24 protein-coding genes and 1 other annotated feature are annotated in these 24,251 nt (G+C 53.3%); of the genes, 8 read left to right on the top strand and 16 right to left on the bottom strand.

What is annotated here, in order from left to right; translation table 11 throughout:
- Nucleotides 1-13 precede the first annotated feature (13 nt).
- Nucleotides 14-904, bottom strand: coding sequence for an AraC family transcriptional regulator (locus I6L53_RS11995; protein ID WP_042319328.1), 891 nt, complete (start codon nucleotides 902-904; stop codon nucleotides 14-16).
- A 328-nt stretch (nucleotides 905-1,232) separates the two neighbouring features.
- Here I6L53_RS11995 and I6L53_RS12000 point away from each other — a divergent pair, with 328 nt between their 5' ends.
- The 5 genes from I6L53_RS12000 to fadK all read left to right on the top strand — a co-directional run bounded on the left by I6L53_RS12000 (nucleotide 1,233) and on the right by fadK (nucleotide 6,327).
- The gene (locus I6L53_RS12000) at nucleotides 1,233-2,000 is read left to right on the top strand and encodes an electron transfer flavoprotein (protein WP_042319330.1); all 768 of its coding nucleotides are present in this window, start codon (nucleotides 1,233-1,235) and stop codon (nucleotides 1,998-2,000) included.
- A 20-nt stretch (nucleotides 2,001-2,020) separates the two neighbouring features.
- The gene (locus tag I6L53_RS12005; RefSeq protein ID WP_042319332.1) at nucleotides 2,021-2,956 is read left to right on the top strand and encodes an electron transfer flavoprotein subunit alpha; all 936 of its coding nucleotides are present in this window, start codon (nucleotides 2,021-2,023) and stop codon (nucleotides 2,954-2,956) included.
- A gap of 56 nt (nucleotides 2,957-3,012) precedes the next feature.
- Nucleotides 3,013-4,302 carry an FAD-dependent oxidoreductase gene (locus tag I6L53_RS12010; protein ID WP_042319333.1) on the top strand — a complete coding sequence of 430 codons (1,290 nt, stop codon included), beginning with the start codon at nucleotides 3,013-3,015 and terminating at the stop codon, nucleotides 4,300-4,302.
- Nucleotides 4,299-4,592 (top strand): ferredoxin family protein, encoded by a 294-nt coding sequence (locus I6L53_RS12015; RefSeq protein WP_042319335.1) that lies wholly within the window; start codon nucleotides 4,299-4,301, stop codon nucleotides 4,590-4,592. The genes I6L53_RS12010 and I6L53_RS12015 overlap by 4 nt, the downstream gene beginning before the upstream one ends.
- A 94-nt stretch (nucleotides 4,593-4,686) precedes the next feature.
- Nucleotides 4,687-6,327: a medium-chain fatty-acid--CoA ligase gene (gene fadK, locus I6L53_RS12020; protein ID WP_042319337.1), complete on the top strand. Its 1,641-nt coding sequence runs from the start codon at nucleotides 4,687-4,689 to the stop codon at nucleotides 6,325-6,327.
- A 141-nt stretch (nucleotides 6,328-6,468) separates the two neighbouring features.
- Here fadK and ppsA read toward each other — a convergent pair whose 3' ends face one another.
- Nucleotides 6,469-8,847: a phosphoenolpyruvate synthase gene (gene ppsA / locus I6L53_RS12025; RefSeq protein ID WP_042319338.1), complete on the bottom strand. Its 2,379-nt coding sequence runs from the start codon at nucleotides 8,845-8,847 to the stop codon at nucleotides 6,469-6,471.
- Nucleotides 8,848-9,181: 334 nt separating this feature from the next.
- On the opposite strand from ppsA, the gene ppsR reads away from it, so the two are divergent.
- The 3 genes from ppsR to hemP all read left to right on the top strand — a co-directional run bounded on the left by ppsR (nucleotide 9,182) and on the right by hemP (nucleotide 11,544).
- A complete protein-coding gene (ppsR, locus tag I6L53_RS12030; protein ID WP_042319341.1) occupies nucleotides 9,182-10,015 on the top strand; it encodes a posphoenolpyruvate synthetase regulatory kinase/phosphorylase PpsR in 834 nt (277 codons plus the stop codon).
- Between the two features lie 156 nt (nucleotides 10,016-10,171).
- Nucleotides 10,172-11,218: a 3-deoxy-7-phosphoheptulonate synthase AroH gene (gene aroH / locus I6L53_RS12035; RefSeq protein WP_042319343.1), complete on the top strand. Its 1,047-nt coding sequence runs from the start codon at nucleotides 10,172-10,174 to the stop codon at nucleotides 11,216-11,218.
- 143 nt (nucleotides 11,219-11,361) lie between these two features.
- A complete protein-coding gene (gene hemP / locus I6L53_RS12040; protein WP_042319345.1) occupies nucleotides 11,362-11,544 on the top strand; it encodes a hemin uptake protein HemP in 183 nt (60 codons plus the stop codon).
- A 4-nt stretch (nucleotides 11,545-11,548) separates the two neighbouring features.
- On the opposite strand, the gene selO is transcribed toward hemP, so the two are convergent.
- From selO to thrS, 14 genes are all read right to left on the bottom strand, one after another.
- The gene (gene selO / locus I6L53_RS12045; RefSeq protein ID WP_042319348.1) at nucleotides 11,549-12,994 is read right to left on the bottom strand and encodes a protein adenylyltransferase SelO; all 1,446 of its coding nucleotides are present in this window, start codon (nucleotides 12,992-12,994) and stop codon (nucleotides 11,549-11,551) included.
- Between the two features lie 61 nt (nucleotides 12,995-13,055).
- Entirely contained in the window at nucleotides 13,056-13,769 is a 714-nt protein-coding gene (locus I6L53_RS12050; RefSeq protein WP_042319351.1) for an EAL domain-containing protein, read from the bottom strand.
- A 223-nt stretch (nucleotides 13,770-13,992) separates the two neighbouring features.
- Nucleotides 13,993-14,457, bottom strand: coding sequence for a C40 family peptidase (locus I6L53_RS12055; RefSeq protein ID WP_042319354.1), 465 nt, complete (start codon nucleotides 14,455-14,457; stop codon nucleotides 13,993-13,995).
- A 77-nt stretch (nucleotides 14,458-14,534) separates the two neighbouring features.
- A complete protein-coding gene (gene btuD / locus I6L53_RS12060) occupies nucleotides 14,535-15,284 on the bottom strand; it encodes a vitamin B12 ABC transporter ATP-binding protein BtuD (protein WP_042319357.1) in 750 nt (249 codons plus the stop codon).
- Nucleotides 15,284-15,835 (bottom strand): glutathione peroxidase, encoded by a 552-nt coding sequence (locus I6L53_RS12065; protein ID WP_042319359.1) that lies wholly within the window; start codon nucleotides 15,833-15,835, stop codon nucleotides 15,284-15,286. Before I6L53_RS12065 ends, btuD begins: the two co-directional genes overlap by 1 nt.
- 63 nt (nucleotides 15,836-15,898) lie before the next feature.
- Nucleotides 15,899-16,879, bottom strand: a complete 981-nt coding sequence (gene btuC, locus I6L53_RS12070; RefSeq protein ID WP_042319360.1) for a vitamin B12 ABC transporter permease BtuC — start codon at nucleotides 16,877-16,879, stop codon at nucleotides 15,899-15,901.
- Nucleotides 16,880-16,979: 100 nt separating this feature from the next.
- Entirely contained in the window at nucleotides 16,980-17,279 is a 300-nt protein-coding gene (gene ihfA / locus I6L53_RS12075; protein ID WP_001229265.1) for an integration host factor subunit alpha, read from the bottom strand.
- Nucleotides 17,280-17,283: 4 nt separating this feature from the next.
- The gene (gene pheT / locus I6L53_RS12080) at nucleotides 17,284-19,671 is read right to left on the bottom strand and encodes a phenylalanine--tRNA ligase subunit beta (RefSeq protein WP_042319361.1); all 2,388 of its coding nucleotides are present in this window, start codon (nucleotides 19,669-19,671) and stop codon (nucleotides 17,284-17,286) included.
- Between the two features lie 15 nt (nucleotides 19,672-19,686).
- Entirely contained in the window at nucleotides 19,687-20,670 is a 984-nt protein-coding gene (pheS, locus tag I6L53_RS12085; RefSeq protein WP_042319363.1) for a phenylalanine--tRNA ligase subunit alpha, read from the bottom strand.
- A 62-nt stretch (nucleotides 20,671-20,732) separates the two neighbouring features.
- Nucleotides 20,733-20,856: a sequence feature (Phe leader region), on the bottom strand.
- Nucleotides 20,807-20,851, bottom strand: a complete 45-nt coding sequence (gene pheM / locus I6L53_RS12090; protein ID WP_001386830.1) for a pheST operon leader peptide PheM — start codon at nucleotides 20,849-20,851, stop codon at nucleotides 20,807-20,809. Its footprint overlaps the feature before it by 45 nt.
- A 119-nt stretch (nucleotides 20,857-20,975) precedes the next feature.
- A complete protein-coding gene (rplT, locus tag I6L53_RS12095; RefSeq protein WP_000124850.1) occupies nucleotides 20,976-21,332 on the bottom strand; it encodes a 50S ribosomal protein L20 in 357 nt (118 codons plus the stop codon).
- A gap of 94 nt (nucleotides 21,333-21,426) precedes the next feature.
- Entirely contained in the window at nucleotides 21,427-21,624 is a 198-nt protein-coding gene (gene rpmI / locus I6L53_RS12100) for a 50S ribosomal protein L35 (RefSeq protein WP_001124225.1), read from the bottom strand.
- 96 nt (nucleotides 21,625-21,720) lie between these two features.
- On the bottom strand, nucleotides 21,721-22,263 hold the full coding sequence (gene infC, locus I6L53_RS12105; protein WP_015741001.1) for a translation initiation factor IF-3: 543 nt from the start codon (nucleotides 22,261-22,263) through the stop codon (nucleotides 21,721-21,723).
- Between the two features lie 3 nt (nucleotides 22,264-22,266).
- Nucleotides 22,267-24,195, bottom strand: coding sequence for a threonine--tRNA ligase (thrS, locus tag I6L53_RS12110; RefSeq protein ID WP_042319370.1), 1,929 nt, complete (start codon nucleotides 24,193-24,195; stop codon nucleotides 22,267-22,269).
- Nucleotides 24,196-24,251 lie beyond the last annotated feature (56 nt).

Raw genomic sequence — 24,251 nt, forward strand, 5'->3', positions numbered from 1 at the left:
ATGGAATAAAAACTCAGGCGTCAGACAACAAGCAGGCCTGCTCTGCCAGACTGTTTTTAAACTGTTTGCGATAATCGCCTGGCGAGCAGCCGACGTGACGCAGAAACAGCTTCGCGAAGTGGTCGACATTCTCGTATCCGACGCGCCAGGAAATTTCGGCCTGCGAATAATCGGTATTGGTCAGCGCAAATTTCGCTTCAGTCATTCGCCGCTGAATCACATAATTGATCGGTGAAATATGGTACTCACGGGTAAATTCGTGGCAAATATAGCTGACGCTGGCACGAAATTTCTTTGATAACTGCTCAAGCGTAATTTTCTCCCGATAGTTATTATTGAGATAGACCAAAATATCTTTAATCAGAACATCTTTTTTAATATGCCCCTGTTCTGAACGATAAGCATTTTTAAAGTTTTCGTGAAAGAGTACCGTCAACGCATAGGCAAATGCATCGCAGACGGATGACGTCAGTCCATTTTTACTTTGCGGCAACATCACGCTGAGTTCATTAAAAATACTCTTTATCACCTCTTTACCCTGACCGACGGCAACCACCGGAGTGGAATGCGATTGCAGCAATTGATTTTCTTCCCACCCCTGAAAGCGAAAGCCGTACAGTGCGCAGGTGTAGGTAGTGGCTGGCGCGTTTACATCCGATGTCACGGCATGCAGTCGTCCCCGCTCCACCACGACGATATCATCTTCGTGAGCCACATAAAGTGAAGAGTCGATAATTAATCTGACCATGCCTTTTTTAACGTAAATCAGCTCTGTCTCATTATCATGAACGTGATGACCGGACTCCCAACGAGGATCATCACTAATAACGAATCGGGAAAATCGCGGGGTCTTACCCTGGTCAAAAAGGCTTTCCATTGCATTATCAAAGCAGCGTTGATACATGACAACCTCCACAAGCAGATAGTAATCCTGAACAATATAATAGGGATAAAATAAAGCGAGTACGGCGGTTATACAACTGTATTTAGTGGGAGCAAAACAAGATTATTTCCCTCACCTGCAAGATAATATGTCTGATTTTCTCAAATGATTTTCTGCCCATTTCTTTTGCATGAGCGATCCCACTTTTTTTGCAAGATACCTGGAAACGAAAACAGATTGCTCCGTCGATAAAAAGCCACTGTCTGTCGCACACTAATTCCAGTCAATTTTCACTTTCCGCCGGGGTGGCCTGACCGTCACTGTCGGTATGCGACTCACAGGAGATGCCATGAAAATAATAACCTGCTTTAAGCTGGTGCCTGAAGAACAGGACATTGTAGTGACGCCCGAGCAAGCGCTCAGCTTTGACAATGCAGACACCAAAATCAGCCAGTTCGACCTCAACGCCATCGAGGCCGCAACACAATTGGCCAGCGACGCGGAGGATGAGATCGCTGCGCTGACCGTGGGCGGTTCATTATTGCAGAACTCAAAAGTGCGTAAGGATGTGCTTTCCCGTGGGCCGCACGCGCTGTACCTGATGCAGGATGCGCAACTGGAACACGCGCTGCCGAAAGATACCGCCCAGGCTATCGCGGCCACAGTGGAAAAAATCGGATTCGATCTGATCCTGTTTGGCGAAGGCTCTGGCGACCTTTATGCGCAGCAGGTTGGCCTGCTGGTCGGTGAGATCCTGCAGCTGCCGACGATTAACGCCGTTAGCAGCCTCCAGCGTCAGGGCGACAAGCTGGTTGTAGAACGCACGCTGGAAGAAGACGTTGAAGTGATCGAACTGTCACTTCCTGCAGTGCTTTGCGTCACATCGGATATTAACGTCCCGCGCATCCCCTCCATGAAAGCCATCCTTGGCGCCGGGAAAAAACCGGTGCACGCGTGGCAGGCAAGCGATATCAACTGGAGCCGGGGGGCGCCGCGTGCGGAACTGGTCGCTATCACCGTACCGCCACAAACGGCACGTAAGCACATCATTCTGGATAACGATTCGCCGGAAGCCATTGCCGAACTGGCTGAACATCTGAAAAAAGCCCTGAACTGAGCCCAACGGAGAACACAATCATGAGTCAATTAACCCACGTCTGGGTATTTAGCGATAACGTTGAACGCTATGCAGAACTGATGGCTGGCGCGCGTCAGTGGGGTCAGCAGGTCTACGCCATCGTTCAGGGTTCCGAACAGGCGGCACGCGTTAAGCCGCTCGGCGCTGACGGTGTCATCGTGCTTGCGAAGACGTCTGAATTGCAGCGAATTGAAAACTACGCCGAGACGCTGGCCGCGCAGATCCGCGAAAAAGGCAACGGGCTACTGCTGATGGCGGCAACCAAACGGTGCAAAGCGCTGGGCGCGCGTTTAAGTATTCAACTCGATGCAGCAATGGTGAACGATGCAACGGCGGTAAGCGTCGACGACAACGCGCTGTTTGCCGAGCACCGTATGTATGGCGGACTGGCGTTTGGCAAAGAAAAGCTGAACAGCCCGCTGGCCATTATCACCCTCGCGCCTGGCGTACTGGAGCCTGTCGCGGCAAATCCTGCACATGACTGCCCGGTGGTCACCGCTGAATGGGTTGCCCCGCAACAGGAGATCCTGTGTCAGGAACGGCGCGCCAAATCGCTCAGCAGCGTTGATCTGAGCAAAGCAAAACGCGTAGTGGGTGTGGGTCGTGGTCTGGCGGCACAGGACGACCTGAACATGGTGCGCGAACTGGCTGCGGTGCTGGGCGCCGAAGTGGGCTGTTCACGTCCAATCGCCGAAGGGGAAAACTGGATGGAGCGCGAGCGTTATATCGGCGTTTCTGGCGTGTTACTGAAGTCCGAACTGTATCTGACGCTGGGCATCTCCGGACAGATTCAGCATATGGTTGGCGGCAACGGCGCCAAAGTGATTGTCGCCGTGAACAAAGATAAGAACGCGCCAATCTTCAACTATGCCGATTACGGACTGGTGGGCGATATCTACAAAGTGGTCCCTGCCCTGATCGCGCAGTTGCGCTAACTCTCACCATTACCCACATCTCCCGCCGTGCAAACGGCGGGAAGGGAGCTTTAAGCATGTCGGATGAAAAATTTGATGCCATCGTCGTCGGTGCTGGCGTAGCGGGAACGGTGGCGGCGTACGTTATGGCAAAAGCCGGGCTCGATGTTCTGGTCATCGAGCGCGGCAACAGCGCAGGCAGTAAAAATATGACCGGGGGGCGTCTCTACGCCCACGTCATTGAGCGCATAATGCCCGGTTTTGGCCAGCAGGCCCCGGTTGAGCGTAAAGTTACCCGCGAGAAAATCTCGTTTATGACAGAAGAAAGCGCGACCACGCTGGACTACCATCGCGAACAGGCGGATGTCCCTGGTCAGGCGTCCTACACCGTGTTGCGCAACCGCCTCGATCCGTGGCTGATGGAACAAGCTGAAGCGGTTGGCGCGCAGTTTATCCCCGGCGTACGTGTGGACGCGCTAATCCGTGAAGGTAACCAGGTGACTGGCGTGCAGGCCGGTGATGACATTCTCGAAGCCAACGTGGTGATCCTCGCCGATGGCGTCAATTCGATACTGGGACGTTCACTCGGCATGGTCCCTGCTTCGTCGGCGCATCATTACGCGGTAGGCGTGAAAGAGTTGATTGGCCTTTCCCCGGAACAAATCAACGATCGCTTTAACCTGTCCGGAAACGAAGGCGCGGCCTGGCTGTTCGCCGGTTCCCCGTCAAACGGTCTGATGGGCGGAGGGTTCCTCTATACCAACCGCGATTCCGTTTCTCTCGGCCTGGTATGTGGACTGGGTGATATGGCCCATGCGCAAAAAAGCGTGCCGCAGATGCTGGAAGATTTTAAACAGCACCCCGCCGTTCGTCCGTTGATTCAGGGCGGCAAGCTGCTGGAATACTCGGCGCACATGGTGCCGGAAGGCGGGCTGGCGATGGTACCAGAGCTGGTCGGCGACGGCGTAATGATTGTCGGTGATGCCGCAGGCTTTTGCCTGAATCTCGGTTTCACAGTGCGCGGAATGGATTTAGCCATCGCCTCCGCCGAAGCGGCGGCACACGCGGCGATTGTCGCAAAAGAGCGCAACGATTTCTCTGCCCGCACGCTGGCGGAATACAAAAGCGAACTGGAAAAAGGGTGTGTCATGCGTGATATGCAGCATTTCCGCAAAATACCGGCGCTGATGGAAAACCCCCGCCTGTTCACTCAGTATCCCCGTATGGTGGCGGACATCATGAGCGACATGTTCACCATTGATGGCGGGCCGAATCAGCCGATGCGCAAAATGATCCTGTCGCATGCAAAACAGATAGGTCTGATGAATCTGCTGAAGGATGGCATTAAGGGAGTCACCGCACTATGAGTCAGGAAAATCGCGTTAACGTAGACGTCAAGCTTGGCGTCAATAAATTCCATGTTGATGAAGGCCATCCGCACATCATTCTGACGGCCAACCCGGACAGTAAAGAGTTTCAAAAATTGCTTAACGCCTGCCCCGCTGGACTCTATAAGCAGGATGAGGCGGGCACAATTCACTTTGATTCCGCAGGCTGTCTGGAGTGCGGAACCTGTCGGGTGCTATGCGGTGAAACGATCCTCGAAAAATGGGAGTACCCCGCAGGCACTTTTGGCGTGGATTTTCGCTACGGCTGATACAGCTGATGGACACCAATGCCGGAGAGTGACGCCTGGCGTCTTATCCGGCCGCCAACACCTCACTACCCACTTGATTTACCGGGAATCTCCGATGAGTGTCACATTAACGTTTGATGCCAGCCGGCGGGACGCATACCGCAAGCTTGGCTTTTGGGGCGATGCCTCGCTGGGAGACTACTGGCAGCAAACCGCGCGCAGCGTGCCGGATAAAATTGCCGTCGTGGATAGCCACGGCACGGCATTCACCTACGCCGCACTCGACCATGCAGCAAGCTGTCTGGCAAGCTGGATGCTGGCAAATGGCATCCAGCCCGGCGACCGCGTTGCTTTTCAGCTTCCAGGCTGGTGCGAATTTACCGTTATCTATCTCGCCTGCCTGAAAACCGGCGCAGTATCCGTTCCCCTTCTGCCTGCCTGGCGTGAAGCCGAACTGGTATGGGTGCTGAACAAGTGCCAGGCGAAGCTGTTTTTCGCGCCAACCGTGTTTAAACAGACGCGTCCGGTCGATTTGATCTTGCCCCTGCAAAACCAGTTACCCCATTTGCAACACATTATCGGCGTCGATAAGCTGGCTCCGGCCACCACCTCACTCGCCCTCAGCCAGATCGTGACGGACAGCGCACCGCTTGCCCGTCACATTCCGGTTCACGGTGACGAACTGGCCGCCGTGTTGTTTACCTCTGGCACCGAGGGAATGCCGAAAGGCGTCATGCTCAGCCACAACAATATTCTTGCCAGCGAGCGGGCCTATTGTGCGCGTCTGAATCTGACCTGGCTGGACGTCTTTCTGATGCCGGCGCCGCTGGGACACGCCACTGGTTTTTTACACGGCGTGACGGCACCGTTTCTGATCGGCGCACGCAGCGTGCTGCTGGATATTTTTACCCCAACGGCCTGCCTTGAACTGTTGGAGCAACAGCGCTGTACCTGTGTGTTAGGGGCTACGCCGTTTGTTTACGATCTGCTGTGTACCGTTGAACAGCAGCCTGCCGATCTCTCTTCGCTGCGATTTTTTTTGTGCGGCGGCACCACTATTCCGAAGCGCATTGCCCGTGACTGCCAGCAGCGCGGCATTAAGCTGCTCAGCGTCTACGGCTCGACGGAAAGCTCGCCGCATGCGCTGGTGAACCTTGATGACCCACTCTCCCGGATGATGAATACCGACGGCTATGCCGCGGCGGGCGTGGAGATTAAGATTGTTGATGAAGCGCGTAACCCGGTTCCGCCCGGCGTTGAAGGAGAAGAGGCGTCACGCGGGCCGAACGTGTTTATGGGCTATCTCGATGAACCAGAACTCACCGCCCGGGCGCTGGATAGCGAGGGCTGGTACTACAGCGGCGATCTCTGCCGGATGGACGAGGCGGGCTATATTAAGGTCACCGGACGCAAAAAAGATATCATCGTCCGGGGCGGTGAAAACATCAGTAGTCGCGAGGTGGAGGATATTCTGTTACAGCATCCGCGCATTCACGATGCCTGTGTGGTTGCCATGCCGGATGAGCGTTTAGGTGAACGTTCCTGCGCCTACATCGTGCTGAAAGCACCGCATCATTCACTGTCACTGGAAGAGGTTGTTGCCTTCTTTAGCCGTAAACGTGTGGCGAAGTATAAGTATCCGGAGCACATCGTGGTGGTTGAAAAGTTGCCCAGAACAGCATCCGGGAAGATCCAGAAGTTCCTGTTACGCCAGGATATTATTCAGCGTTTACACCAGGAGTATGTTGAGGCATAAAACGCCGGATGGCGGCGTACCGCCTTATCCGGCCTACAGGGGCACTGCAATGGTATCAATTGCCGGATGGCGGCGTATCGCCATCCGGCATACAGGGAAATCGCGGCAGGCCTGATAAGCGTAGCGCCATCAGGCATTACATTACTTCTTCAGTTCAGCCAGGCTCAGCCAGGTCTGGACAACGGTATCCGGGTTCAGCGACAGGCTGTCGATCCCCTCTTCCATCAGCCAGGCGGCAAAGTCTTCGTGGTCAGACGGACCCTGACCGCAAATCCCGACGTATTTCCCCTGTTTCTTCGCTGCGCGAATCGCCATCGACAGCAGCGCTTTCACCGCGTCGTTACGCTCATCAAACAGTTCAGACACCACGCCGGAGTCACGATCCAGACCCAGCGCCAGCTGCGTCATGTCGTTAGAGCCGATCGAGAAGCCGTCAAAGTATTGCAGGAACTGTTCAGCCAGCAGGGCGTTGGACGGGATCTCACACATCATGATGATCTTCAGGCCATTCTCACCGCGTTTCAGCCCCTGACGCGCCAGCTCTTCCACGACCGCTTTTGCCTGCTCGACGGTACGCACGAATGGGATCATGATTTCGACGTTAGTCAGGCCCATATCGTTACGCACGCGTTTCACCGCGTCGCATTCCAGCGCAAAGCAGTCACGGAAGCTGTCCGACACATAGCGACCCGCACCGCGGAAGCCCAGCATCGGGTTCTCTTCATCCGGCTCGTAGCGTTCACCGCCGACCAGGTTCGCGTATTCGTTAGACTTAAAGTCTGACAGACGCACAATCACCCGTTTCGGCCAGAATGCTGCACCGAGGGTGGCGATCCCTTCCGTCAGGCGACCGACATAGAATTCACGCGGAGAATCAAAGCCTTTCATCATCTCGCGGATTTCGTTCTGCAGTTTGGCATCCTGGGAGTCAAACTCCAGCAGCGCACGCGGGTGTACGCCGATCATACGGTTGATGATAAATTCCAGACGCGCCAGGCCAACGCCTTCGTTAGGCAGACAGGCAAAGTCAAATGCCCTGTCCGGGTTACCGACGTTCATCATCACCTTCAGCGGCAGATCCGGCATAGTATCGACGCTGGAGCTCTTAACGCTGAAGTCGAGCAGGTCAGCGTACACGTAGCCTGTGTCACCTTCCGCGCAGGAAACGGTGACCTTTTCGTCATCCTTCATGCGTTCAGTGGCATCGCCACAGCCGACCACCGCCGGAATACCCAACTCACGTGCGATAATGGCGGCGTGGCAGGTACGACCACCACGGTTAGTGACAATCGCGGCCGCTTTTTTCATGATCGGTTCCCAGTCCGGGTCGGTCATGTCAGTCACCAGCACGTCGCCTGGCTCAATGCGGTTCATCTCGCTGATGTCGTGAATCACTTTTACCGGACCCGCACCAATGCGGTGGCCGATGGCTCGTCCTTCCGCAATGATTTTGCCCTGCGCGTGCAGCGTATAACGCTCCATTACCTGGCCGCGGGAACGCACGGTTTCCGGACGCGCCTGTACGATGAACAGCTTGCCGGTATGACCGTCTTTCGCCCACTCGATGTCCATTGGACGACCGTAGTGTTTCTCGATCTGTACTGCCTGCTTCGCCAGTTCCTGCACTTCTTCGTTGGTCAGAGAGAAAATGTCACGGCTTTCCTGCGGCACATCTTCAATGGTGACCTGTTTGCCATGCTCCTGGGTCGGGGCATAGACCATGCGGATTTTTTTCGAACCCATCGTGCGACGCACAATAGATGGACGGTTGGCCGCCAGCGTCGGTTTGTGGACGTAGAACTCATCCGGGTTCACCGCGCCCTGCACCACCATCTCACCCAGCCCCCATGCCGAGGTGATGAACACCACTTGATCGAAGCCGGATTCGGTGTCGATGGAGAACATCACGCCGGAGGAAGCCAGATCGGAACGCACCATCCGTTGAACGCCCGCAGAGAGCGCCACGCCACGGTGATCGTAGCCCTGGTGAACACGATAGGAGATCGCGCGGTCATTAAACAGCGACGCGAAGACGTGCTTCACGGCGACCAGTACCGCGTCAAAGCCCTGGACGTTGAGGAAGGTTTCCTGCTGACCGGCAAAAGAGGCGTCCGGCATATCTTCCGCCGTTGCAGAAGAACGTACGGCGAAAGAAGCATGTTGATCGTCCGCGGAGAGTTGCGCGTAGGCATCGCGGATAGCATTTTCCAGCTCAGGCTGGAAAGGAGTGTCGATAATCCACTGGCGGATCTGCGCGCCAGCCTTCGCTAACGCGGTAACATCATCAATATCCGTTTGATCCAGCAGTTCATAGATGCGCTGGTTTACACCGCTTTGGTCCAGAAACTGATTAAACGCATCGGCGGTTGTGGCAAAACCATTCGGTACCGATACACCCATACCGGAAAGGTTAGTAATCATTTCACCCAGGGAGGCATTTTTGCCCCCAACTCTGTCTACATCATTCATGCCGAGTTGGTTATACCAAAGCACCAGCGGTGACGAGCCATTGTTGGACATCGAACAATCCTTTTGTGATAAATGAACGAGTTTAGGAAACGCTTAATTACGTATTTATCTTTGCATATTTACCCCGCTTAAAAAAACGGTGAATCGTTCAAGCAAATATATTTTTTATTTTTTCGGACAGTTTACCCATTTGCGCAAACCCGCGAGTGGCGGGCGATCCCCACAAAATGTGTCGGTATAAACATCTGTTCCAGAAAATGAAATGTACATTTCATAAAATATAAAAATGCCATTTCACTTTTAAAATAAGCGTTATTTTCTACGCTTCGGAGTAATTTTAATTTATGCTTTCAGAGAATTATGACTGACTTTCAGGGTGTGAAAAATGGATAATGCTGTAGATCGTCACGTATTTTATATTTCCGATGGAACGGCAATTACCGCTGAAGTGTTGGGCCATGCGGTGATGTCGCAATTCCCGGTCACTATCAGCAGTATCACGCTACCGTTTGTCGAAAATGAGAACCGTGCCCGTGCCGTTAAGGACCAGATCGACGCCATTTTTCAACAAACCGGTGTGCGTCCACTGGTGTTCTATTCGATTGTATTGCCGGAAATCCGTTCCATCATCCTGCAAAGTGAAGGCTTCTGCCAGGATATCGTGCAGGCGCTGATCACCCCACTGCAACACGAGATGAAGCTCTACCCCACGCCGATTGCCCACCGGACTCACGGGCTGAATCCGGGTAATCTGATCAAGTACGATGCGCGGATCGCCGCCATTGATTACACCCTTGCCCACGACGATGGCATTTCGTTGCGCAACCTCGACCAGGCGCAGGTCATTTTGTTGGGCGTCTCGCGCTGCGGCAAAACGCCCACCAGTCTCTATCTGGCGATGCAGTTTGGCATCCGCGCGGCGAACTCCCCCTTTATTGCCGATGACATGGACAATCTGGTTCTGCCCGCGTCGTTAAAACCCCTGCAACATAAGCTGTTTGGCCTGACGATTGACCCGGAACGTCTGGCTGCTATCCGCGAAGAACGCCGGGAAAACAGCCGCTACGCCTCCCTGCGCCAGTGCCGTATGGAAGTGGCCGAAGTCGAGGCGCTCTATCGTAAAAACCAGATCCCGTGGCTGAACAGTACTAACTATTCGGTTGAAGAGATTGCGACCAAAATCCTCGACATCATGGGACTGAGTCGACGCATGTACTAACAAACTAGTTCACGAGTTCTGTTTTTTTGTTATCATACCGTTCTGCCGCGAGGTGTGATCCACCTCGCACTTGAAATCAGCAGGGATTGGTTTAAGGTTGTGCCCATCACTTCCCGGTACCTCTGCCGTAGAAGCCACAAATTTCTGAGAATTGTCATGAACAGAACCGATGAACTGCGTACCGCGCGTATAGACAGTCTGGTTACGCCCGCTGAACTTGCGCAACGGCATCCTGTGTCGTCCGCCGTCGCCAGCCACGTCACCGACTCCCGACGCCGGATAGAAAGAATACTGAATGGTGAAGACCGCCGTTTGCTGGTCATTGTCGGGCCGTGCTCCATTCACGACCTCGATGCCGCCCTGGAGTACGCCACGCGTTTACAGGCGCTGCGTACTCAGCACCAGGCGCGCCTGGAAATTGTCATGCGCACCTATTTTGAAAAGCCACGCACTGTCGTCGGCTGGAAAGGTCTCATCTCCGATCCGGACCTCAATGGCAGCTATCGCGTGAACCACGGTATTGAACTGGCACGCAAACTGCTGTTGCAGGTCAATGAACTGGGTATTCCGACCGCTACGGAATTTCTCGATATGGTGACCGGGCAATTTATTGCCGATCTGATCAGTTGGGGCGCCATTGGCGCGCGAACCACCGAAAGCCAGATCCACCGAGAAATGGCCTCAGCACTTTCCTGCCCGGTCGGCTTTAAAAACGGCACCGACGGAAATACCCGTATCGCCGTGGACGCAATTCGTGCCTCCCGCGCCAGTCATATGTTCCTCTCGCCTGATAAAACCGGTCAGATGACCATTTACCAGACCAGCGGTAACCCCTATGGCCATATCATTATGCGTGGCGGCAAAAAGCCGAACTACCATGCTGAAGATATTGCGGCGGCCTGCGATACACTGCATGAATTTGATCTACCTGAACATCTGGTCGTTGATTTCAGCCACGGCAACTGTCAGAAACAACATCGTCGTCAGTTGGATGTCTGTGATGATATTTGCCAGCAGATCCGGAACGGTTCAACTGCTATCGCCGGCATTATGGCGGAAAGCTTTTTGCGCGAAGGTACGCAGAAAATCGTCAGTGGACAGCCGCTGGTCTACGGTCAATCAATCACCGATCCTTGCCTTAACTGGGAAGACACTGAACTGCTGCTGAGCAAACTGGCCTCCGCGGTTGACAGTCGTTTCTGATCGCCCGCCCATCCTTTCGGGGGTGGGCAATTCTTCTTCCCATTTCGCAAACTACCACATTTAATACTTGTTGTTGCTGAGCACATTATTGATAATAAAAATCATTGTTACATTAATTATTATTAATCAGCCGCGATACCCGTATGGATAACATTGAATCACCCCGCCTTAAGGAACAAGAAAACGCGGCTCCCCCGCCTGCCCCCATCCGCAAGATCAGCAGTCAGCAGCTGTTAGGTGATGACGGCAAGGTGATTATCGATCACGACGGTCAGGAATACCTGCTGCGTCGAACGCAGGCAGGTAAACTCTTGCTGACCAAGTAGAACATCAACTTGAACAGCTGACTTCCAGACGCTTTCCCCAGTCCGGCGGACGCTGGCTGTAGTCATCATTGCGCTCACGGAAAGGCTCCCGCAGTACGGCGTGTAAGCGATGCAGCTCGCGCATATCGCCTTTTTCCGCCGCCTCGATGGCCCGCTGCGCCAGCCAGTTACGTAACACCACGCACGGATTAGCGCTCAGCATCAACGACTGGCGCGCCGCATCATCGACTTCATCGCGTTGTAAACGCGTTCTGTAACGTGTAAACCAGTCATCAAAGGCGGCACGATCGATAAATTCATCGCGCAAGGGCGATGCACTGCTCTGCTGCTCGGTGACGCTCAGCATGCGGAAAGTACGGGTATAGTCACTGCGCTCGCGAGCCATCAGACTGAACAATTCGTTCAGCAGGTTGTTATCATCTTTTTGCTCGGTCATGAAGCCCAGTTTCTGCCGCATCCGCTGGCCATAGCGGGTCAGTAACGCCACCTGGTAACCATCGAGGGCATCATTCAGCGCTTCAACGCTGATGAAAGGCGACAGGCTTTGCGCGAGCCGCTGAAGATTCCACAGGCCTACTGCTGGTTGATTATCGAAGCTATAGCGCCCCTGGTGGTCAGAATGGTTACAAATGAATCCGGGCTCATAATCATCCAGGAAACCAAACGGACCGTAGTCCATCGTCAGCCCGAGAATCGACATGTTATCGGTGTTCATCACCCCATGTGCAAAGCCTACGGTTTGCCAGTCGGCTATCAGTGACGCGGTTCGTACAACCACATCGCGAAACCAGAGAATGTACTTATCGGCTTCATGCTGGAGATGCGGCCAGTAATGGCGAATCGCGAAATCCGCCAGCTGCTGAACGTTTTCCGGCTCGCGGCGATAATAGAAGTGCTCGAAATGACCGAAGCGCATGTGGCTTTGCGCCAGTCGCATCAGCATCGCCCCCGCTTCCACCGATTCACGGTAAACCGGCGTCTCGCTGGTGACAATCGCCAGCGCCCGGGTCGTTGGTATCCCCAGATAGTGCATCGCTTCACTGGCGAGGCTTTCACGAATAGTGGAACGCAACACTGCACGACCATCACCCATACGTGAATACGGCGTCAGACCCGCACCTTTCAGATGCCAGTCCATCGTACTGCCATCGGCAAGCAATTGCTCACCCAGTAAAATGCCACGCCCGTCGCCCAGTTGCCCCGCCCAGACGCCAAACTGATGGCCGCTGTAAACCTGCGCCAGCGGAGACATCCCCGCTAACAGCGTTTCGCCGCCCCAGACACCCGCCGGGGCATCAGGAGGAAAAAAAAGTGAATCGGGAATACCCAGGTGTTCGGCAAGCACATCATTGTGCCAAACCAGTCGTGAATTATTCAGCGGCGTTGGCGACAGTGCGGTAAATGTTGCTGGCAGTTCATCGCGCCAGCGGGTTGTAAAAGACAGGGTCATAGGGCCTCCTGTCTGTAGTGTAGACGGTTAACACCGGCATAAACACCAGCAAACAGAAAGGTTATCGATGGAGTAATTGTATTAGCTGATTTGCGGTGACAGCAGGCCACAAACCGCCCTGCATGGCACCAAAACCGAATGGCGTTACGCGGTTCAGCATCGCCTCGCTGTCGATACCGGCGATCATTAACGATTCACAATAGGGGGAAACTTGCGTGAGTATGGCGCGCATGAACGGTTCGAAGGAGAGTTGCGTGGCCCGACGGTAGACAAAATTCCGGTCCAGTATTATGCGTTTAAATAACCCATCGAATATGGCTTTGTTGGCACTTTCCCCTGCGCCAAAATTGGCCAGTACCAGCGGAAAACGTTCGGCCAGCGCATTTAGCGTATTATTCTCTTTTCCGTCAGCCAGTTCGGGAAAATTCTCATTAATCATCAGTTCCAGAAATGAAAATCGTTTAACGGCAGAAACGCGCTCACTGTTCATTAATAATAACGGCACAACTGCCGGGGTTATATAAATCCAGGCGATCAGTTTATGCTGAATAAAAAAATGCTGGCACGTTTCGAGCAAGGTCAGTTTTTCGATAAATAGCTGGCACTGCTCTTCGGGTGAGAGTCGCGGAAGCGCCAGTTCCGTTGGGATGCGAACCTTGCCATCATCACTGACAAAGTTTGCGATGATGCTTAAGCCGATAAGTTTCTGTTGTACATTCCGGGCGGGCTGAAAATAGAGTTCAGAATGATACATATTATCCAGTGAAATATTCATCACGGCAGCCCCACACACAGGGAGTGATTCGGCAACCTATTACACAGGATGTCGTCATCCATCTTTGCTAATGGCAGAGGGGAAATGTTCATGTTGTCCTTTTCACCCGGAGTTCCGGTTCCTTTGATTTCAGCTTATCCTGATTATAAACACATATCCAGTATTGTTCTTTTTACGACAATAAAAGCGAGGGACGCACTCAATCAGAAATAACGCCCTGCGACTAAATTCGTCTCGCCTGCCAAAAATTTTTCCGCCAGTAAACATTATCCAGCGACGAACGCATCACGCCACGACTGGTTGACGCATGAATAAACTGACCGTTGGTATCATAAATACCCACATGTAAACCGCTCTCCCCGGATCCTGTTTTGAAAAACACCAGATCGCCGGGCAGCAATTCATCTTTATCGATTTCCGTCCCCAGTTTTGCCTGTTGACGGGTTTCACGCGGCAATTGCAAAGAGAACTGGTCGCGCATGGTCATTAACACAAAGCCGGAACAGTCCACGCCACCGCGACTCATGCCGCCGTAACGATAAGGTGTGCCGCGCCAGGTCTGGAGTTGATCATTTAATCCGGCAATAACGGTAATGGAATCAGAGAGCCGGGCATTAGGCGGCGGCGCTCGGTGGCTACTACATCCTGCCAACAACAGTGCTGTGCAAAAAAGAAACCAGAAACGCATTCAGGCGAATCCTCTGTTTTTCTATTCTTCACCCCATATAGCGGGTATTTACGCGGTTTTTCAAGAAACCATTTCGTTTAAGTGGTTGATATAACCATTCTGTGACCTTCGATGTCAAGACACCGAAAGTGCAGTCCATAGGCTTGTGTTAAATGCGCCGGTGTTAGCACCTCATCACGCGGACCGCTGGCGAGCAGCCTTCCCTGTTTGAGCAACCATGCCCGATGCGCGTGACGCAAGGTATGATTCAGATCGTGGCTACTCATCACAATGGCAATCCCCTGTTGACACAGGCGATTCAGAATACGATCCAGCGCGTTTTGCTGCGCAACATCAAGGCTGTTCATGGGTTCGTCGAGTAGCAACAACTGCCCCTGCGGATTGGTTTCTGGTGCAATTTGCAGGATCACGGCGGCAAGGCGTACACGCTGCCATTCACCGCCCGAGAGTTCCTTCGCATTACGCCCGAGCTTGTCCGCCAGCCCCAGCGACTCGGCCACCGCAGTAAGCTGGTCCGTCCGCGTGTTGTCGGCCTGATGCAGCGTCAGAAAGTGCCATACCGGCATCGCGAAAGGCGGATTCTGCTGTTGCGCCAGATAAGCGCGATGCCGGGCCAGTTTGGCGGCGGGCCACGACGCCAGTTCCGTACCGGAGAAAGCGATCGTTCCCGCTCCGCTGGTTAGCCCAGCCATCCGCGCCAGCAGTGTACTTTTCCCGGCACCGTTCGGCCCTACCAGATGCAGGATCTCCCCTGCGCGGACCTCTCCACAAAGAGGCCCCAGCCGCGGGATATCGGCAACATCCTGTAACTGCATCAGTAATGACATTATTTAGCCAGCGCCAGTTTGATACTTTCCATGACGATGGGATCTTCCGGCGTCATATCCGGTGAAAAACGCTGAACAACCTTGCCATCGCGCCCCACAAGGAACTTCTCGAAGTTCCACAGGATATCGTCCGGCTTGAGCGGCGCACGCCCTTTGCTGGCCATGCGCTCATAGAAGCCGCTCCCTTCAGGGGCCACTGCCGTCGGTGCAGCGTCAATCAGCTTCTGGTACAGCGGATGACGCCCGTCCCCATTCACCTCAATCTTGCTGAACATCGGGAAGGTCACGCCCCAGGTGGTCGCACAGTAAGTTTTAATCTCATCCTCGCTGCCAGGTTCCTGTCCAAGAAACTGATTGCAGGGAAAGCCCAGCACGGTGAAGCCACGATCGGCCCACGCCTTCTGAATATTTTCCAGTTGCTCATACTGCGGGGTGAGACCGCATTTTGACGCCACGTTCACCACCAGCAGCACATTGCCCGCATACTTATCGAGGGTCGTGACCTCGCCATCAATCGTCGTCACTTCAGTGTTCAGAATTGAGTCTTGCATAGCCTCTCCAGGATCGTGAGTGATTCAAATACCAGCTTCTAATCATAGACCGTCTTGTTGTACCTAACGCCCAGCTTTGAGTAATAGCCAGATAAAGACCGGAGCCCCGAGCGTCGCGGTGACCACACCAATCGGCAATTCCGCAGAAGCCAGCGCAAGGCGAGCCACCACATCCGCCAGCAGCAGCGCAATGGCACCCGCCAGCGCGCAGGCTGGCAACAGGACGCGATGGTCCGTTAAGCCGCACAGGCGTAAAATATGGGGGATCACCAGACCAATAAAACCAATGGCTCCCGCCAGCGCCACGCTTACCCCAACCATCCAGCCGGTCGCTACCACCAACAGATTACGCCAGAACCACAGAGGAAGTCCCAGTTGTCGGGCAGACGTTTCCCCCAGCGACAGCATGTTCATCGCTTGCGACTGACAGCAGATCCACACCAGCACCGGAATCAGGGCCAGCATCAGCCAGGCCTGCTCCCAATTGACGCCACCGAATCCGCCCATCATCCAGTACATCAACTGGCGCAAATCAAATGAGGTTGAAAAATAGATGGCCCAGGTCATCAGGGCGCTACAGATAATCCCCAGCGCCACCCCGGCAAGCAGCAGGCGACTGGTCGAAAGATGACGGCGGGCAAAACGCAGGAGGATCAGGGTAATGACCAGCGCGCCGGCAATCGCACACAGTCCGAGCGCCCAGTGTGGAAGCACGCCCTTCCCCAACAATACTGCGGCAATCAGCCCCACGCCCGCACCGTTGGAAACACCCAACAGGCCAGGCTCGGCGAGGGGGTTTTCAAACAGTGCCTGCATCACTGCGCCGGACAGGGCCAGCGCCGCCCCCACCAGCAGAACGGCCAGCGCGCGTGGAAGGCGAATTTGCCAGACAAAAAGTTCGCCACGCGGCGTCAGCCAGTCAGCAGGCAATATCCACTGTTCTCCAGCGCACAGGCTTAACAGCAGCGTCAGTAGCATCAGTACCGACAGGCTCAGGATCCAGCGCACATGTTGTCGCTGTTGTTGACGGGCAAAAGTCAGCATGATTTCCGTTCAACTGAAAAAGATGTCATTGATTCTACGGTGCGATATCACCACAGAAAAGAAAAAAGGCCGCAAAAGCGGCCTTTTTAATTAGATCTGATTACTCATCTTTGGGCGAAGCGTTTTCGACTCGGCTCTTTAACTTCTGTCCGGGTCTGAAGGTCACCACGCGCCGTGCTGTAATGGGAATATCTTCGCCCGTTTTCGGGTTACGTCCCGGGCGTTGATTCTTATCACGCAGATCGAAGTTACCAAAACCAGAGAGTTTTACCTGCTCACCGTTTTCCAGAGCACGACGGATCTCTTCGAAAAACAGTTCGACCAGTTCTTTGGCATCCCGCTTGCTAAGCCCAAGCTTATCAAACAGATATTCTGACATTTCAGCTTTTGTAAGCGCCATAGGTTCAATCCCTCAATGATGCCTGGAATCGCTCTTTTAATGCCTCTACACATTTGGCGACGGTAGCGGCAATCTCCTCTTCTTCGAGTGTACGGCTGGTATCCTGAAGGATCAGGCTAATGGCGAGGCTCTTATACCCCTCCGCAACACCCTTACCACGGTACACGTCAAATAAGTTTACGCCAACTACCTGATTTACGCCAACTTTCTTACATTCGGATAAAATATCGGCAGCGGGAACGTTTTCTGCGACGACCACAGCGATGTCACGACGGTTCGCCGGGAAGCGTGAAATCTCGCGCGCCTGAGGCACCACGCGGTCTGCGAGCTTATTCCACTCCAGTTCGAACACCAAAGTACGACCATTGAGATCCAGCTTACGTTCCAGCTCAGGATGAACAACACCAATGAAACCAATGCGTTCACCTTTCAGATAAATCGCTGCAGACTGTCCAGGATGCAATGCCGGATTAGCCTCTGCCCTGAACTGAATGTCAGCGAGCTTACCGGTCAGATCCAGCACCGCTTCCAGATCGCCTTTCAAATCATAGAAATCAACGGTCTCTTTCGCCAGGTCCCAGTGTTCATCGTAGCGGTTACCGCAGATAACGCCAGCCAGCATTAGATCCTGACGAATGCCCAGGCTTGCCTGCGTATCCGGCACAAAACGCAGCCCGCTTTCAAAAATACGTACGCGGTTCTGCTGACGGTTCTGGTTATACACCACCGTTGCCAGCAATCCTGTCCACAGCGACAGGCGCATTGCCGACATTTCGCTGGAGATCGGGCTTGGCAGCAGTAGCGCGTCTTCACCCGGGTGGAGCAACTGCTGTACTTTCGGGTCGACGAAGCTGTAGGTAATGACTTCCTGGTAGCCTTTGTCGTTCAACAGGGTTTTCACACGTTTCAGCGATAAATCCGCTTCACGGTGCGTCCCCATGATAAGACCAGCCTGGATAGGTTCGTCAGGGATATTGTCGTAGCCATACACGCGGGCAACTTCTTCGACCAGGTCTTCTTCAATTTCCATGTCGAAACGCCAGCTTGGTGCAACGGCTTGCCATTCGCCTTCGCCTTCCGTCACCTCACAGCCCAGACGACGCAGAATGTCGCTCACCAGCTCATCGGCGATGTGATGACCAATCAGGCGATCCAGTTTGCTACGACGCAGCGTAATGGTAGCGCGCTTCGGCAGCGTCGCTTCATCCGTCACATCAATAACCGGACCGGCTTCGCCACCACAGATATCAATCAGCAGACGGGTTGCACGTTCCATCGCTTTGTATTGCACCGCAGGATCCACACCACGCTCATAGCGGTGAGAGGCATCGGTATGCAGACCATGACGGCGCGCACGACCAGTAATCGACAGCGGGCTGAAGAATGCACATTCCAGCAGCACGTTTTGTGTTTCATCGTTCACGCCTGAATGTTCGCCACCAAAGATGCCGCCCATCGCCAGCGCTTTCTGATGATCGGCAATCACCAGCGTATCTGCGTTCAGCTTCGCTTCGCTGCCATCAAGCAGCACCAGCGTTTCACCCGCTTTCGCCATGCGAACGACAATCCCGCCTTCAATGCGGTCTTTATCAAAGGCGTGCATCGGCTGGCCCAGTTCGAGCAGCACGTAGTTGGTCACGTCAACCACCGCATCAATGGAGCGAATACCGCAGCGACGCAGTTTTTCTTTCATCCACAGCGGGGTTGGCGCTTTCACATTGATGCCTTTCACCACGCGCCCCAGATAACGCGGGCAGGCGTCGGTGGCTTCTACGGTAATCGGCAGGACATCGCTGATGGTGGCTGCGACTGGCGCGATTTCCGGCTCTACAAGCGGCGCTTTGTTCAGCACAGCCACATCACGGGCCACACCGATGATCCCTAAGCAATCCGCACGGTTAGGGGTGACGCTGATCTCAATGGTGTTGTCATTAAGCTTCAGGTATTCACGAATATCGGTACCAATTGGCGCATCTGCCGGCAGTTCGATAATGCCGCTGTGATCGTCGGAAATGCCCAGTTCGGAGAAAGAGCACAACATGCCTTCAGACGGTTCGCCGCGAAGCTTAGCCGCTTTAATTTTAAAATCGCCCGGCAGAACGGCACCGATAGTCGCAACCGCTACCTTCAGTCCCTGACGGCAGTTTGGCGCGCCGCAGACGATGTCCAGCAGACGCTCACCACCGACGTTAACTTTCGTCACGCGCAGTTTGTCCGCATTCGGGTGCTGAGCGCATTCAACCACTTCACCCACCACCACGCCGTTAAATTCACCGGCGACCGCTTCAACGCCATCAACTTCCAGGCCCGCCATGGTGATTTGATTCGACAGCGCATCGCTATCGATAGCCGGGTTAACCCACTCGCGTAACCACAGTTCACTGAATTTCATTGTTTTATCCTGCCTTTATTTAAACTGTTTGAGGAAACGCAGATCGTTTTCGAAGAACGCACGCAGGTCAGTGACACCGTAACGCAACATGGTCAGACGCTCCATACCCATCCCAAATGCAAAACCCGAGTAGATTTCCGGATCGATGCCGACGTTACGCAGCACGTTCGGATGTACCATGCCGCAACCCAGAACTTCCAGCCATTTACCGTTTTTACCCATCACGTCCACCTCTGCAGACGGCTCAGTAAACGGGAAATAAGAAGGACGGAAGCGAATCTGCAAATCTTCTTCAAAGAAGTTACGCAGGAAGTCATGCAGCGTCCCTTTCAGGTTGGTAAAGCTGATGTTGGTATCCACAATCAGGCCTTCCATCTGGTGGAACATCGGGGTATGCGTCTGATCATAGTCGTTACGATACACGCGACCTGGCGCAATAATACGAATCGGCGGCTGCTTATCTTTCATGGTACGGATCTGTACGCCCGACGTCTGAGTACGCAGCAGACGCGTTGCATCAAACCAAAAGGTATCGTGATCCGCACGTGCCGGATGGTGACCAGGAATATTCAGCGCATCGAAGTTGTGATAGTCATCTTCAATTTCCGGACCGGTCGCCACGGTGAAGCCCAGCTCACCAAAGAAACTTTCAATACGATCGATGGTACGGGTTACCGGATGCAGACCGCCGTTTTCAATGCGACGACCGGGCAGAGAAACGTCGATAGTTTCCGCCGCCAGACGCGCATTCAGCGCCGCGTTTTCCAGATCGGCCTTACGCGCGTTGAGCGCCTGCTGTACCTGCTCTTTCGCTTCGTTAATCACCGCACCTGCTGCAGGACGCTCTTCGGCTGGCAGCTCGCGCAGAGTCGTCATCTGAAGGGTCAGGTGCCCTTTTTTGCCCAAATATTCGACGCGCACATTGTCTAACGCGGCAACATCTGACGCCTGGTTAATGGCCGCCTTCGCACTGGCTACCAGTTCTGCGAGATGTGACATGGTTTTCCTCATTGTGTCGGTGAAGACACCGGTTCGTTGAACGTAATCTCTCGATTTCGGGCACAAAAAAAGCCTCCATCAGGAGGCTTTTTTGCGCTGTTTTTCGTTTCTTCTTTCACGCGCCAGCCTCCCGAAGTCAGGTGCTAAAGTAAAAAAAGAAGCGGAAAATAGCAGCATTCATGCTTGCGTTACCTTGTGTGGTAAAACCGAAGAACCTTTATTGAAAAGGGTTACGGATAAATTGTCAACTCATTGACAGTACAACAAATAAAAGAGAGGGAGCCAGGCTCCCTCTTTTCACTGGCTTATGCCAGAGCTGCTTTCGCTTTTTCGACCAGAGCGGTGAACGCTACTTTGTCGAATACGGCGATGTCAGCCAGGATCTTACGGTCGATTTCAACAGAGGCTTTTTTCAGGCCGTTGATGAATTTGCTGTAAGAAATACCGTTCTGACGTGCTGCTGCGTTGATACGCGCAATCCACAGTTGACGGAACTGACGCTTACGTTGACGACGGTCACGGTAAGCATACTGACCTGCTTTGATGACGGCCTGGAAGGCAACGCGGTATACGCGAGAACGCGCACCGTAGTAACCTTTGGCTTGTTTCAAAATTTTCTTGTGACGTGCGCGTGCAATTACACCACGTTTTACGCGAGCCATATGTGCTCTCCTGTATCTATTCTGATTTGCCCCCCGCTTTCACCACGGTGAAATCGGTTGGGCATAAAAAAGTTAAAAAATAATCGTTAACGGCTTATGCGTACGGCAGGCACGCGATAACCAGGCCCAGATCGCCTTTGGAAACCATGGCTTTCGGACGCAGGTGACGTTTACGTTTAGTCGCTTTTTTGGTCAGAATGTGACGCAGGTTAGCGTGCTTGTGCTTAAAACCACCTTTACCGGTTTTTTTGAAGCGCTTAGCAGCACCGCGTACGGTCTTAATTTTTGGCATTTTAATAACTTCCACTTCGCATTGTTAATAAACGAAACCCAGGCGAACAAAACCTGTGAAGCCCAAAGGCTCCACAGGAAATGCTACTTGAAGGCCTTACTGTTTCTTCTTAGGAGCAAGCACCATAATCATCTGACGGCCTTCGATCTTCGTTGGGAAGGATTCGACCACTGCCAGTTCTTGCAAATCTTCTTTCACGCGATTAAGCACTTCCATACCGATTTGCTGGTGGGCCATCTCACGACCGCGGAAACGCAGTGTGATCTTGGCCTTATCGCCCTCTTCAAGAAAGCGAATCAGGCTGCGGAGTTTTACCTGATAGTCGCCTTCATCTGTACCAGGACGGAATTTAATTTCCTTAACCTGGATAACTTTTTGCTTTTTCTTCTGTTCCTTAGAAGACTTACTCTTTTCATAAAGGAACTTGCCGTAGTCCATGATACGACAAACTGGCGGTTCGGCGTTAGGGCTGATTTCAACTAAATCTACTCCAGCCTCTTCAGCCTTTTCGATCGCTTCTCTCAGACTCACAATTCCCAGTTGCTCACCTTCCAGACCGGTTAAGCGAACTTCCTGGGCGCGAATCTCGCCATTGATACGATTCGGACGTGCCGTTTGAACTCGTTTTCCGCCTTTAATACCTTATTCCTCCAGTTGTTGAAGACTGCGGCTGCGAATCTCTTGTTGCAGCTTCTCAATCACTTCACTTACGTCCAGGCTGCCCAGGTCTTTCCCGCGGCGAGTGCGAACGGCAACTTTGCCTGCTTCCACTTCTTTATCACCACAGACCAACATATAAGGGACACGACGTAATGTGTGCTCGCGGATTTTAAAGCCTATCTTCTCATTTCTCAAGTCTGCTTTTACACGAATGCCCGCATTTTGTAGTTTCTGCGTCAATTCGTTAACGTATTCAGACTGTGAATCGGTAATGTTCATCACCACTACCTGAACCGGCGCAAGCCAGGTCGGGAAGAAGCCAGCGAACTCTTCAGTCAGGATACCGATGAAACGTTCCATAGACCCAAGAATTGCGCGGTGAATCATTACCGGTACCTGACGCTCGTTGTTTTCACCCACATACGAGGCGCTCAGACGAGACGGCAGAGAGAAGTCCAGCTGTACAGTACCGCACTGCCATGCGCGATCGAGGCAGTCATACAGGGTAAATTCAATTTTCGGACCGTAGAACGCGCCTTCACCCAGTTGATATTCAAACGGGATATTGTTTTCTTCCAGCGCAACGGCCAGGTCCGCCTCAGCACGATCCCACATTTCATCGCTACCGATACGTTTTTCGGGACGAGTGGAAAGTTTGACGACGATTTTCTCGAAGCCAAATGTGCTGTACATATCGTAGACCATACGGATGCACGCGTTAACTTCATCGCGGATTTGCTCTTCAGTACAGAAGATATGCGCATCATCCTGGGTGAAGCCACGTACGCGCATCAAACCATGCAGCGCACCTGACGGTTCGTTACGGTGGCAACTACCAAACTCTGCCATACGCAGCGGCAGATCGCGGTAGGATTTCAGGCCCTGATTAAAGATCTGCACGTGACCCGGACAGTTCATCGGCTTGATGCAGTATTCACGGTTCTCAGAAGAGGTGGTGAACATGGCATCTTTGTAGTTGTCCCAGTGCCCGGTTTTTTCCCACAGCACACGGTCCATCATGAACGGCCCCTTCACTTCCTGATACTGATACTCTTTGAGCTTGGAGCGCACAAAGACTTCCAGTTCACGGAAGATAGTCCAGCCGTCGTTATGCCAGAACACCATACCCGGCGCTTCTTCCTGCATGTGATACAGGTCAAGCTGCTTACCGATTTTACGGTGGTCGCGTTTTGCCGCTTCTTCCAGACGTTGCAGATAAGCACTGAGAGCTTTCTTATCTGCCCATGCCGTTCCGTAGATACGCTGCAACATCTTGTTGTCGCTGTCGCCACGCCAGTACGCACCTGCAGTTTTCATCAGTTTAAAGTGATGGCAGAAGCGCATATTCGGCACGTGCGGACCACGGCACATATCGACATACTCTTCATGATGATACAAACCGGGTTTGTCATCATGGGCAATGTTTTCATCAAGAATGGAGACTTTATAAATCTCGCCACGTTTCACGAAGGTTTCACGCGCTTCGTGCCAGCTGACTTTCTTCTTAATGACGTCGTAATTTTTCTCAGCGAGCTCGTGCATCCGCTTCTCGAGCGCATCGATATCTTCCTGGGTCAACGTACGGTCAAGGTCCACATCATAGTAGAAACCGTTGTCGACAACCGGCCCGATAGCCATCTTGGTATTCGGCCAAAGTTGTTTGATCGCATGACCTAACAGGTGCGCACAGGAGTGACGAATGATCTCCAGCCCTTCTTCATCTTTTGCGGTGATGATAGAGAGCGTCGCATCATTTTCGATCAGGTCGGAAGCATCAACCAGCTCGCCATTAACGCGGCCAGCAATAGTGGCTTTCGCCAGACCAGGACCAATGTCCAGTGCAACATCCATGGGGCTTACAGCGTGGTCGTAATGGCGTTGACTGCCATCAGGAAGAGTAATAACAGGCATGTTATGTCCTTATTTGCAGTGGTGACCCATACGCAAGATCACATACAAAGAGAAAA

The sequence above is a fragment of the Citrobacter farmeri genome, from assembly GCF_019048065.1.
Taxonomy (GTDB): domain Bacteria; phylum Pseudomonadota; class Gammaproteobacteria; order Enterobacterales; family Enterobacteriaceae; genus Citrobacter_A; species Citrobacter_A farmeri.

Excerpts from the sequence above, each read along its gene's own strand:
- ppsA (WP_042319338.1), bottom strand. The coding sequence starts at position 8,847 with ATGTCCAACAATGGCTCGTCACCGCTGGTGCTTTGGTATAACCAACTC.
- I6L53_RS12050 (WP_042319351.1), bottom strand. The coding sequence starts at position 13,769 with ATGAATATTTCACTGGATAATATGTATCATTCTGAACTCTATTTTCAG.
- I6L53_RS12015 (WP_042319335.1), top strand. The coding sequence starts at position 4,299 with ATGAGTCAGGAAAATCGCGTTAACGTAGACGTCAAGCTTGGCGTCAAT.
- rplT (WP_000124850.1), bottom strand. The coding sequence starts at position 21,332 with ATGGCTCGCGTAAAACGTGGTGTAATTGCACGCGCACGTCACAAGAAA.
- I6L53_RS12010 (WP_042319333.1), top strand. The coding sequence starts at position 3,013 with ATGTCGGATGAAAAATTTGATGCCATCGTCGTCGGTGCTGGCGTAGCG.
- I6L53_RS12005 (WP_042319332.1), top strand. The coding sequence starts at position 2,021 with ATGAGTCAATTAACCCACGTCTGGGTATTTAGCGATAACGTTGAACGC.
- pheT (WP_042319361.1), bottom strand. The coding sequence starts at position 19,671 with ATGAAATTCAGTGAACTGTGGTTACGCGAGTGGGTTAACCCGGCTATC.
- thrS (WP_042319370.1), bottom strand. The coding sequence starts at position 24,195 with ATGCCTGTTATTACTCTTCCTGATGGCAGTCAACGCCATTACGACCAC.
- aroH (WP_042319343.1), top strand. The coding sequence starts at position 10,172 with ATGAACAGAACCGATGAACTGCGTACCGCGCGTATAGACAGTCTGGTT.
- I6L53_RS12055 (WP_042319354.1), bottom strand. The coding sequence starts at position 14,457 with ATGCGTTTCTGGTTTCTTTTTTGCACAGCACTGTTGTTGGCAGGATGT.
- I6L53_RS12065 (WP_042319359.1), bottom strand. The coding sequence starts at position 15,835 with ATGCAAGACTCAATTCTGAACACTGAAGTGACGACGATTGATGGCGAG.
- fadK (WP_042319337.1), top strand. The coding sequence starts at position 4,687 with ATGAGTGTCACATTAACGTTTGATGCCAGCCGGCGGGACGCATACCGC.
- rpmI (WP_001124225.1), bottom strand. The coding sequence starts at position 21,624 with ATGCCAAAAATTAAGACCGTACGCGGTGCTGCTAAGCGCTTCAAAAAA.
- ppsR (WP_042319341.1), top strand. The coding sequence starts at position 9,182 with ATGGATAATGCTGTAGATCGTCACGTATTTTATATTTCCGATGGAACG.
- selO (WP_042319348.1), bottom strand. The coding sequence starts at position 12,994 with ATGACCCTGTCTTTTACAACCCGCTGGCGCGATGAACTGCCAGCAACA.
- hemP (WP_042319345.1), top strand. The coding sequence starts at position 11,362 with ATGGATAACATTGAATCACCCCGCCTTAAGGAACAAGAAAACGCGGCT.
- btuC (WP_042319360.1), bottom strand. The coding sequence starts at position 16,879 with ATGCTGACTTTTGCCCGTCAACAACAGCGACAACATGTGCGCTGGATC.
- I6L53_RS11995 (WP_042319328.1), bottom strand. The coding sequence starts at position 904 with ATGTATCAACGCTGCTTTGATAATGCAATGGAAAGCCTTTTTGACCAG.
- I6L53_RS12000 (WP_042319330.1), top strand. The coding sequence starts at position 1,233 with ATGAAAATAATAACCTGCTTTAAGCTGGTGCCTGAAGAACAGGACATT.
- btuD (WP_042319357.1), bottom strand. The coding sequence starts at position 15,284 with ATGTCATTACTGATGCAGTTACAGGATGTTGCCGATATCCCGCGGCTG.
- pheS (WP_042319363.1), bottom strand. The coding sequence starts at position 20,670 with ATGTCACATCTCGCAGAACTGGTAGCCAGTGCGAAGGCGGCCATTAAC.
- ihfA (WP_001229265.1), bottom strand. The coding sequence starts at position 17,279 with ATGGCGCTTACAAAAGCTGAAATGTCAGAATATCTGTTTGATAAGCTT.